10 protein-coding genes are annotated in these 9,537 nt (G+C 65.2%); 9 read left to right on the top strand and 1 reads right to left on the bottom strand.

Annotation, left to right across the window (positions count from 1 at the left end):
* The 8 genes from D2N39_RS23680 to lexA form a co-directional block, all read left to right on the top strand.
* A partial coding sequence (locus tag D2N39_RS23680) for an integrase core domain-containing protein (RefSeq protein WP_147373464.1) occupies positions 1 to 158 on the top strand: 158 nt, incomplete at its 5' end.
* A 299-nt stretch (positions 159 to 457) separates the two neighbouring features.
* Entirely contained in the window at positions 458 to 1,039 is a 582-nt protein-coding gene (locus tag D2N39_RS10275) for an anthranilate synthase component II (protein WP_119134705.1), read from the top strand.
* Positions 1,036 to 2,049 (top strand): anthranilate phosphoribosyltransferase, encoded by a 1,014-nt coding sequence (trpD, locus tag D2N39_RS10270; protein WP_119134671.1) that lies wholly within the window; start codon positions 1,036 to 1,038, stop codon positions 2,047 to 2,049. The genes D2N39_RS10275 and trpD overlap by 4 nt, the downstream gene beginning before the upstream one ends.
* The gene (locus D2N39_RS10265) at positions 2,046 to 2,687 is read left to right on the top strand and encodes a uracil-DNA glycosylase (RefSeq protein ID WP_119134670.1); all 642 of its coding nucleotides are present in this window, start codon (positions 2,046 to 2,048) and stop codon (positions 2,685 to 2,687) included. Before trpD ends, D2N39_RS10265 begins: the two co-directional genes overlap by 4 nt.
* Before the next feature lie 53 nt (positions 2,688 to 2,740).
* Complete coding sequence (gene trpC / locus D2N39_RS10260) at positions 2,741 to 3,553, top strand: indole-3-glycerol phosphate synthase TrpC (protein WP_119134669.1); 813 nt, start codon at positions 2,741 to 2,743, stop codon at positions 3,551 to 3,553.
* Position 3,554: 1 nt separating this feature from the next.
* Complete coding sequence (moaC, locus tag D2N39_RS10255) at positions 3,555 to 4,034, top strand: cyclic pyranopterin monophosphate synthase MoaC (RefSeq protein ID WP_119134668.1); 480 nt, start codon at positions 3,555 to 3,557, stop codon at positions 4,032 to 4,034.
* Positions 4,031 to 5,194: a molybdopterin molybdotransferase MoeA gene (locus D2N39_RS10250; protein ID WP_119134667.1), complete on the top strand. Its 1,164-nt coding sequence runs from the start codon at positions 4,031 to 4,033 to the stop codon at positions 5,192 to 5,194. Before moaC ends, D2N39_RS10250 begins: the two co-directional genes overlap by 4 nt.
* A gap of 79 nt (positions 5,195 to 5,273) precedes the next feature.
* Positions 5,274 to 5,966 carry a transcriptional repressor LexA gene (gene lexA, locus D2N39_RS10245; RefSeq protein WP_119134666.1) on the top strand — a complete coding sequence of 231 codons (693 nt, stop codon included), beginning with the start codon at positions 5,274 to 5,276 and terminating at the stop codon, positions 5,964 to 5,966.
* On the opposite strand, the gene D2N39_RS10240 is transcribed toward lexA, so the two are convergent.
* On the bottom strand, positions 5,960 to 8,134 hold the full coding sequence (locus D2N39_RS10240; protein ID WP_119134665.1) for a ComEC/Rec2 family competence protein: 2,175 nt from the start codon (positions 8,132 to 8,134) through the stop codon (positions 5,960 to 5,962). The genes lexA and D2N39_RS10240 overlap by 7 nt on opposite strands.
* Here D2N39_RS10240 and gltX point away from each other — a divergent pair.
* The gene (gltX, locus tag D2N39_RS10235; protein ID WP_119134664.1) at positions 8,133 to 9,533 is read left to right on the top strand and encodes a glutamate--tRNA ligase; all 1,401 of its coding nucleotides are present in this window, start codon (positions 8,133 to 8,135) and stop codon (positions 9,531 to 9,533) included. The genes D2N39_RS10240 and gltX overlap by 2 nt on opposite strands.
* Positions 9,534 to 9,537 lie beyond the last annotated feature (4 nt).

Genomic DNA, 9,537 nt, shown 5'->3' with positions numbered 1-9,537 from the left:
GCACCCTCAAGGAGCAATGCGTCCATCGCAAACGCTTCGACAGCATCCAGCACGCAACACGCGCCATCGGCGACTGGATCAGCTTCTACAACAACCGCCGACCTCATCAGGCCCTTGCCATGCGCACGCCTACAGAGGCATTCAGATTAGCGGCTTAACCTGAGCAGATTCCGCTGGGTCATTACATGACAGCGTTTGATGCTGTCGTCAATGCCCGCACTCATTGCGACACTCTCCTTTGTAACATGAGCAGATCCTCTCTCGGTCAATGCGGGCGCTTGACTTCGTGGCAGCCGCCGGTTGCCCTCTGTGGGCAGATGCGCGATAAGCAAGGCAACATTCCACGGGGGCCGAAGTCGGTTAGACAGGGTATCAGCGAAAAAGCGGGTATTTCTGCGGGTATCACGGCAAAAGACCACAGATGGAATCCAAGCACTATCAATGGGTTGCAACCGCCATGCTGCTTCTGATCGACAACTACGACAGCTTTACCTACAACCTCGTGCATTATCTGGGCGAGCTGGGTGCCGATGTGGTGGTGAAGCGCAACGATGCGCTGGATGTGCAGGCCGCCATGGCGCTGCATCCTGATCTGATCGTGCTGAGCCCCGGTCCTTGCGACCCGGCGCAGGCGGGCATCTGCCTTGCCCTGACCACCGCTGCCGCAGAGGCGAAGATCCCGCTGCTGGGTGTCTGCCTTGGACACCAGACCATTGGCGAGGCGTTCGGCGGCAGGGTCGTGCGCTGCCACGAAATCGTGCATGGCAAGATGGGCACCATGCATCACAACGGACAGGGCGTGTTCAGCGGCCTGCCCTCGCCCTTCCTTGCCACCCGCTATCACTCGTTGGTGGTGGAACGCGACAGCCTGCCCGATTGCCTTGAGGTCACCGCCTGGCTGGAGGATGGCACCATCATGGGACTGCGTCACAAGACACTGCCCATCGAGGGCGTGCAATTTCACCCCGAAAGCATCGCCAGCGAGCACGGGCACCAGTTACTGAAGAACTTCCTCGACCGCGCACAGGTGCCGGCATGAGTGACCGGCTGAAGCCGCTGATCGGCACCGCCGCCACCCGCGCCCTGACCCGCGCCGAGGCGGAAACCGCCTTTGCCGCGCTGTTCGAAGGCGAGGCGACACCCGCGCAGATGGGCGGCTTCCTTATGGCGCTGCGCACGCGGGGCGAGACGGTGGATGAATATGCCGCCGCCGCCAGTGTGATGCGCGCCAAATGCCACAAGGTCCGTGCGCCCGAAGGGGCCATGGACATCGTGGGCACCGGCGGCGATGGCAAGGGCACACTGAACATCTCGACCGCGACGGCCTTTGTCGCGGCAGCGGCGGGTGTCGTGGTGGCCAAGCACGGCAACCGCAACCTTTCGTCCAAATCAGGCGCGGCGGATGCGCTGTCGGAAATGGGGCTGAACGTGATGATCGGGCCGGAGGTGGTGGAACGCTGCCTGCATGAGGCCGGGATCGGCTTCATGATGGCGCCGATGCATCATCCGGCGATGCGCCATGTCGGGCCGGTGCGCGCCGAACTTGGCACGCGCACCATCTTCAACATCCTCGGGCCGCTGACCAACCCCGCCGGGGTGAAGCGGCAGTTGACGGGCACGTTCAGCGCCACGCTCTTGCGCCCGATGGCGGAAACCCTGCTGACACTGGGGTCGGAAACGGCCTGGCTGGTCCACGGTTCCGACGGGACCGATGAAATCTCCATCGCCGGGCCGACCTCTGTGGCCGCGCTGGAAAACGGTGCAATCCGCGAATTCGAGGTCAGCCCCGAGGATGCGGGCCTGCCCGTTCATCCGTTCGAGGCGATCCTTGGTGGCACGCCGCAGGAAAACGGCGCGGCCTTCCGCCGTCTGCTGGAGGGCGAGGAAGGCGCTTACCGCGATGCCGTTCTGCTGAACTCTGCCGCTGCGCTGGTGGTGGCTGGGCGCGCGACCGGCCTGCCCGCAGGCGTGGAAATGGCGCGCGAAGCCATCGACAGCGGCCGCGCACTGCAAAAGGTCGAGGCGCTGGTGGCGCTGACCAACGGGTGAGCGGCCTCGACATTCCGGCAAGCTGGGCGGATCTGCCATTCTTCCAGGACGGCTGGCCCGCCCTGGCAGATCGCCTGCGCGCCACGCCCGACTGGCAGCCCCGATCGCCGTTCCGTGCGCTGGACCTGACGCCACGCGACAAGGTGCGCGTGGTGATCCTCGGCCAAGACCCCTACCCCACGCCCGGCCGCGCCACCGGCCTCGCCTTCAGCTTTCCGCCCGGTGCGGCACCACAACATTCGCTGAAGAACATCCTGACCGAGTTGCAGGACGATCTGGGCATCACCAAGCGCGACGGCGATCTGACCGGCTGGGCCGAACAGGGTGTGCTTCTGCTGAACGCGGTGCTGACTGTGCCGCTGGGTCAGGCGAATGGCCACAAGAGATGGGGGTGGGAGGCTCTGGTGGGGCAGGTGCTGGCCGCCACCGCAGCCGACGGGCCGCGCACCTTTGTCCTTTGGGGCGGGCCTGCACAAAAGCTCTGCACGAAACTGCCGCGCGACAAACATCTGTTCGTTGAAAGCGCCCATCCCTCGCCCCTTTCGGCCTATCGCGGCTTTTTCGGCTCGAAACCGTTCAGTCAGGTAAACCGTTGGCTTGTGTCAAACGGCAGCACGCCGATTGACTGGTCGGCCTGAGCCGGGTTTTCAACGCGGGCCCGGCGCGCTAAGTCACAGGGAAGGAGATCGCCATGACCACCATTCTCGACCGTATCAAGGCCTACAAGCTGGAAGATGTTGCCGCGCGCAAGGCGGCGCGCCCGCTGGCCGAGGTGGAAGCCGCCGCCAAGGCCGCCCCGGCCCCGCGCGGCTTCGCCCGCGCCCTGCGCGATGCAGCGACATCCGGCTATGGCCTGATTGCCGAAATCAAGAAGGCCAGCCCCTCCAAAGGGCTGATCCGCGCCGATTTCGACCCGCCCGCCCTTGCCCGCGCCTATGAAGAGGGCGGCGCCACCTGCCTTTCGGTGCTGACCGACGGCCCGTCCTTTCAGGGCGACGACAGCTATCTGACCGCCGCGCGCGAGGCCGTGAAACTGCCCTGCCTGCGCAAGGATTTCCTCTATGACCCTTACAGCGTCGTCGAATCCCGCGCGCTGGGGGCCGATTGCATCCTGATCATCATGGCCTCGCTCGATGATTCCGAAGCGACGGATCTGGAACAGACGGCCTTCGGCCTTGGCATGGATGTCCTGATCGAAGTGCATGACCGGACCGAGCTTGAACGGGCGACGCGGCTGAAATCGCCGCTTCTGGGCATCAACAACCGCAACCTGCATACCTTCGAAACCACGCTGGACACGACGCGCGATCTGGCGCGGCGGGTGCCAGCCGACCGGCTGATCGTGTCGGAAAGCGGCCTTTATACGCCCGAGGATCTGTCCGACATGGCCCGCTACGGCGCACGCTGCTTCCTGATCGGCGAGGCGCTGATGCGGCAGGCCGACGTGACCGCCGCGACACGAGCGCTGCTGGCAAATCCGCTGAAATCCGAAGGGGGGATGTGACATGTCCGGCCTGACGCATTTCGACGCCAAGGGCGACGCACATATGGTCGATGTCTCCGACAAGGCGGTGACTTCGCGCCTTGCGGTGGCCCGCGGCGCGGTGCGGATGACGGCCGAGACCCTTGCGCTCATCACCGAGGGCCGCGCCGCCAAGGGCGACGTTCTGGCGGTGGCACGTCTGGCGGGCATCATGGGGGCAAAGAAAACCGCCGATCTGATCCCGCTCTGCCATCCGCTGCCGGTGACCAAGGTCGCGCTCGATCTGACACCCGACCCCGCGCTACCCGGCATTCAGGTCGAGGCGACGGTCAAGACCACCGGCCAGACCGGGGTGGAGATGGAGGCGCTGACCGCCGTGTCTGTCGCCTGCCTGACCGTCTATGACATGGTAAAGGCAGTCGAAAAGTCCATGCAGATCGAAGGCATACGCCTGATCCTCAAGGAAGGTGGCAAGTCGGGCCGCTTTGAGGCCACGCCATGATTTCGGTCGAGGAGGCGCTCGCCCGCGTTCTGGCCCTTGCCACCCCGACGCCGGCGGAAACCGTGCCGTTGGCGGCCGCGGCAGGTCGTTGGATGGCCGAAGCGGCCGAAGCCCGCCGCACCCAGCCGCCCTTCGCTTCCTCCGCCATGGATGGCTATGCCGTGCAGGGCCCGGCCGCAAAAGGCGCGCGTTTCCGCGTGATCGGGGAATCCGCCGCCGGCCACGGCTTTGCGGGTTCGGTGGGTCCGGGCGAGGCCGCGCGCATTTTCACCGGCGCGCCGGTGCCCGAAGGCGCCTCTCAGGTCGTCTTGCAAGAAGATGTCACCCGCGACGGCGATAGCATCGTGATCGACACCGCCTCGGCCAATGCCAATATCCGGCCCGCCGGCGACGATTTCTCTGCGGGTTTTCGCCTGCCGCCGCGCCGGTTGTCTGCCTCGGACGTGGCGCTTCTCGCCGCAATGAACCTTGCCGAAGTGCCCGTCCGCCGCCGCCCGGTTGTCGCCATCATTGCCACCGGGGACGAACTGGTGATGCCCGGCGAAACTCCTGGCAAAGATCAGATCATCGCCTCGAACTCTTTCGCGATCAAGGCTTTGGCCGAAGGCGCCGGGGCCGAGGCGCGACTTCTGCCCATCGCCCGCGATACCGAGACCAGCCTGCGCGCCGTCTTTGCGCTGGCCGAAGGGGCCGATCTGGTGGTCACCATCGGCGGCGCCTCGGTGGGTGACCATGACCTCGTGGCGAAGGTTGCCGCCGATCTTGGCATGGAGCGCGCTTTCTACAAGATCAGCATGCGCCCCGGCAAACCGCTGATGGCGGGGCAGCTGAACGGCATGCCGATGCTGGGCCTGCCCGGCAATCCGGTTTCGGCCGTGGTCTGCGCGCATCTCTTCCTGCTGCCGCTGCTGCGGGCCATGCAGGGCGATCCTGCACCGGCCCCCGCGCCGCGCCGCGCCGTGCTGGGCGCGGATGTCACCCCGACCGGGCCGCGCACCCACTACATGCGTGCCCGCGTGCAGAATGGCATCATCACCGCCTGCGACCGTCAGGATTCTGCCCTGCTGAGCGTTCTGGCCGACGCCAACGCCCTGTTGATCCGCCCCTTGGGTGATGGGCCGCGCATCGTCGGTGAAGCCGTCGAGTATCTGCCGATCTGACGGAAAGGCTTGACACAAATCGGGAACACGGGCAGAACATAATGCAAACACCCCTGACCCCGGCGGAAGGAATTGCCCGATGCTCACGCGCAAGCAGCTGGAATTGCTGGATTTCATTCGCACCCGCATGGATAGGGACGGCGTCCCCCCTTCCTTCGACGAAATGAAAGAGGCATTGGACCTGCGGTCGAAATCCGGCATCCACCGCCTTATTACGGCGCTTGAGGAACGGGGTTTCATCCGCCGCCTCGCCCATCGCGCCCGCGCCATCGAAATCGTCAAACTGCCCGAGGCGATGGAAAAACCGGGGTTCACACCGCGTGTCATCACGGGCGACAGGCCATCGGCCCCGCCGCCGTCGGCGGCCATTCCGGTGCAGGTTGCACATGCCGTGGAACTGCCCGTCATGGGCCGTATCGCCGCCGGTGTGCCGATCGAGGCGATTTCCGAAGTCTCCCATCATGTTGCCGTGCCCGGTGGGATGCTGGCCGGCAATGCCCAGCATTACGCGCTGGAGGTGAAGGGCGATTCCATGATCGAGGCCGGGATCAACGATGGCGACATCGTGGTGATCCGTGAACAGACCACAGCCGAGAATGGCGATATCGTCGTGGCCTTGGTGGAGGACAGTGAAGCCACGCTGAAACGCTTCCGCCGGAAGGGCAACATGATCGCGCTGGAAGCGGCAAACCCGCTTTACGAAACGCGGGTGTTCCCCGACCATATGGTGAAGGTGCAAGGACGGCTTGTCGGCTTGATCCGCAGCTACTGACCCTTGGCCAGAAGGCGGCGCGGCCTGTCGAGCCACCGCTGTATGGCAGGTTCGGCCCGCCTGCCATGCCAAAGACGCGCCGTGTCGCGGGCCGGTTGCAGATAGAGACGCCCTTTGACGGGTATGATTGCCAATGCGCCATTACGCTGCAATTGGCCGAGGTCGATCAGGTTGCAGCCCTCGGGCGGTGCCCGGACCGTGCTGGATATGATCACCAGATCGGCCGTCGCGCAGGCGGCGCCCAATTTTGCCTCAGCCGTCTTGCCGCGCAGATGCACCCCGTGCCAACCCGCCAGCTCGAAGCGCCTTTCGCTCGCGGGGCCTGAAAACCCCGCCCTTCGTGCAGCTGCTTCCTGTGTGACAAGGTCGCCGTCATTCTCCAGCCAGTTCTGCGCCGCGAAGCTTGCGCCACGCGGCACCGAAAGGGCCCGCCCTTCTGCCCCCATCATCCCGACCAGCAACCCGTCAGGCGAGACCAGCAAATCCGGCCGCGCCGTCTGTGTCCAGAACGCGAGGCCAAGCGCCATCAGCGCCACGCCGGGTAGCCGGAACCAGCGCCGACCGACCGCGAGCCAGATACCGCCCAGCGCGATCAGGGGCAGAACCGCCGGGCCGGGGGACGGAACCGGCGTGACGGCCCCTTCCCACCCCGACACCAGATGTGCCACATGCAAGATCCAGCGTGTTCCCCAACCCATGAGAGTCAGCGGCAAGTCGGCCAACCCGAATGGCGCCAGCAAGGCTGCAATAGCCCCGGCCGGCATCACAACCGCCCCCATGACCGGCACGGTCAGGATATTGGCCAGCAATCCATAATCCGCAATACGGTTGAAATGCGCGGCGGCGAAAGGCGCGGTTGCCACCCCGGCCAAAGCCGACGACAACACCAGCGTCAGCACCGGCATCGCCCAGCGCGGCACCCGGCCACTGGTCAGCGCGCCCTGCATGGCCCCGAAGCCGGCCACAAGTGCCGTGGTTGCGGCAAAGGACATCTGAAACCCCGGTGTCAGCAGGGATTCGGGGCGCAGCACCAGCAGGATGGTCGCTGAAATCGCCACGGACCGCAGTGACAGTGCGCGTCTGTCCAGCAGGACGGCCCCCAGCATTACGCAGATCATGATGCAGGCGCGTTCGGTTGCGACATTCGCGCCCGAGAGCAACAGATAGAATACCGCCACCGGCAGCGACAGCGCCGCCGCGATCTTCTTCGTATTCAGCCGCAACGCGATGGCCGGCACCAGCGCCAGTCCGCTACGGATCAGCGCAAAGACAAAACCGATCAGAAAAGCCATGTGCATCCCTGAAATCGCCAGAAGATGCGCAAGGCTGGAAGCGCGCAGATCCTCCACCGCCTCGCGGCTGAAGCCCGTGCGGTCCCCGGTCATGACCCCGGCGGCGAAGGCCCCCGGATCATCCCTGATCCGGCTTTGGATCGCGCCGGAAAGTTCGGCGCGCAGGCGGTTCAGCCATTGCTCTCTAGGTGCGGGTGGGGCCAGCAACAGCAGGGGATGGCGCGAATACCCCACCGCACCGAGGCGCTGAAACCAGGCCATGCGGCGGAAATCGAAGCCGCCCGGCTCCACCGGGTCGCCGGGCGGAGCAAGATGCGCCGTGATCTGCACCCGTTGCCCCGGCGCAGGATCGAAGCGCGGCGGTCCCTGCAAGGCGATGCGCACCCGATGTGGAATACGCCCCGGTGCCACATCGGACAGCGATACGCGATCCAGCGTCAGACGCAGTGCATCTGATTGTGATCTGTCCAGCGCGACGATCCGGCCTTCCACCGGGCCGTAATAACGAAACTGCAGCACTGGTGCGGCAACCAGATGCGCACGCACACCGGCCGCGATACCGCCCATAGCCAGACAGGCCAGTGCAACCCAGAGCGGTTGCGCCACCTCTGGCCCGAAACGCCAAAGCACCGCCATGACCCCCACGAAGCCCGCCGCAGCAAGGTAGGTCTCTGGCCCCGGTTCGACTGGCAGGGCAAACCACAGGCCGATGCCGGTGCCAAGGAACACTGGCACCCAGGGGAACAGGATGCCCCGCGCCTCCGCCAGCCGCCCGAGGATGCCCCAGCGCACCGCCACCTTGTTTCCGGCCCTCCGCTCGCCTATCAGAAGCCCCAACGCTAGCGCGCCACTGGTTTCCGAAAGGTTAAGACGCATGACCGAACAAGTCGTCACCCGCTTTGCCCCCTCGCCCACGGGCTATCTGCATATCGGCGGCGGGCGGACGGCGCTGTTCAACTGGCTGTTCGCGCGCGGCCGGGGCGGCAAGTTCCTGCTGCGGATCGAGGATACCGACCGCGAACGCTCTACCCCCGAGGCGACAGCGGCGATCCTGCGTGGGCTGGAATGGCTGGGCCTCGACTGGGACGGCGATGTGATCAGCCAGTTTGAACGCCGTGACCGCCATGCCGAGGTTGCCCATGCGATGCTGGACAGGGGCACCGCCTACAAGTGCTTCAGCACCAAGGAAGAAATTGATTCCTTCCGCGCAGAGGCCGAGGCGCGCGGCAGCTATGCCGTGTTTCAAAGCCCGTGGCGCGATGCCGATCCGGCGACTCATCCAGACCGGCCCTTTGCCATCCGCATGAAGGCCCCGCGCGAGGGCGAGACGGTGATCGACGATCAGGTGCAGGGCCGTGTCGTCATCAAGAACGAGACGCTGGACGACATGATCGTGCTGCGCTCGGACGGGACGCCGACCTATATGCTTGCGGTCGTCGTGGACGACCACGACATGGGCGTGACCCATGTGATCCGTGGCGATGACCACCTTGTGAATGCGGCCCGCCAGCAGATGATCTATGACGCGATGGGCTGGCTGGTGCCGGTCTGGGCGCATATCCCGCTGATCCACGGGCCGGACGGCAAGAAATTGTCGAAGCGCCATGGCGCGCTTGGTGTCGAGGAATATCAGGCCATGGGCTACCCCGCCGCCGGCATGCGCAATTACCTGACCCGACTGGGCTGGGCGCATGGCGATGCCGAGTTCTTCACCAGCGAACAGGCAATGGAATGGTTCGACCTGAAGGGAATCGGCCGCGCCCCGGCCCGGCTGGATTTCAAGAAGCTGGAGAATCTGTGTGGCCAGCATATTGCCGCCACACCGGATGCTGCATTGCTGCATGAACTGGAGGCCTATCTGGCAGCCTCGGACCGGCCAGCCCTGACGGAACAGCAGCGTGACCGGATGCTGGCGGGGATGCCCAGCCTGAAGGAACGGGCAAAGACCTTCCAAGAACTCATTGAAAAAGCGAGATATATCCTGACGGATCGGCCCGTCGCGCGCGATGATGCTGCCGAAAAGGCACTGGATGCGGTATCCCGTGGTATACTGAATTCATTGACGCCGCGCCTGCGAAATGCTAGCTGGACGAAGGAAGATCTTGAGGCCATTCTGACCGGGGCTGCCGCCGAACACGGGCTGGGCTTCGGCAAGTTGGCCGCACCGCTGCGCGCGGCGCTTGCCGGGCGCACGGTCAGCCCCAGCGTCTACGACATGATGCTTGTCATCGGTCAGGACGAAACGATTGCGCGGCTGGAGGACGCCGCGGCCTGATCGC

Source organism: Gemmobacter lutimaris, from assembly GCF_003570715.1.
In the GTDB taxonomy this organism is placed as follows: Bacteria; Pseudomonadota; Alphaproteobacteria; order Rhodobacterales; family Rhodobacteraceae; genus Gemmobacter; species Gemmobacter lutimaris.
This window is presented reverse-complemented; position numbering and strand designations above follow the sequence as displayed.

Excerpts from the sequence above, each read along its gene's own strand:
- D2N39_RS10275 (WP_119134705.1), top strand. The coding sequence starts at position 458 with ATGCTGCTTCTGATCGACAACTACGACAGCTTTACCTACAACCTCGTG.
- trpD (WP_119134671.1), top strand. The coding sequence starts at position 1,036 with ATGAGTGACCGGCTGAAGCCGCTGATCGGCACCGCCGCCACCCGCGCC.
- moaC (WP_119134668.1), top strand. The coding sequence starts at position 3,555 with ATGTCCGGCCTGACGCATTTCGACGCCAAGGGCGACGCACATATGGTC.
- D2N39_RS10240 (WP_119134665.1), bottom strand. The coding sequence starts at position 8,134 with ATGCGTCTTAACCTTTCGGAAACCAGTGGCGCGCTAGCGTTGGGGCTT.
- trpC (WP_119134669.1), top strand. The coding sequence starts at position 2,741 with ATGACCACCATTCTCGACCGTATCAAGGCCTACAAGCTGGAAGATGTT.
- gltX (WP_119134664.1), top strand. The coding sequence starts at position 8,133 with ATGACCGAACAAGTCGTCACCCGCTTTGCCCCCTCGCCCACGGGCTAT.
- D2N39_RS10250 (WP_119134667.1), top strand. The coding sequence starts at position 4,031 with ATGATTTCGGTCGAGGAGGCGCTCGCCCGCGTTCTGGCCCTTGCCACC.
- lexA (WP_119134666.1), top strand. The coding sequence starts at position 5,274 with ATGCTCACGCGCAAGCAGCTGGAATTGCTGGATTTCATTCGCACCCGC.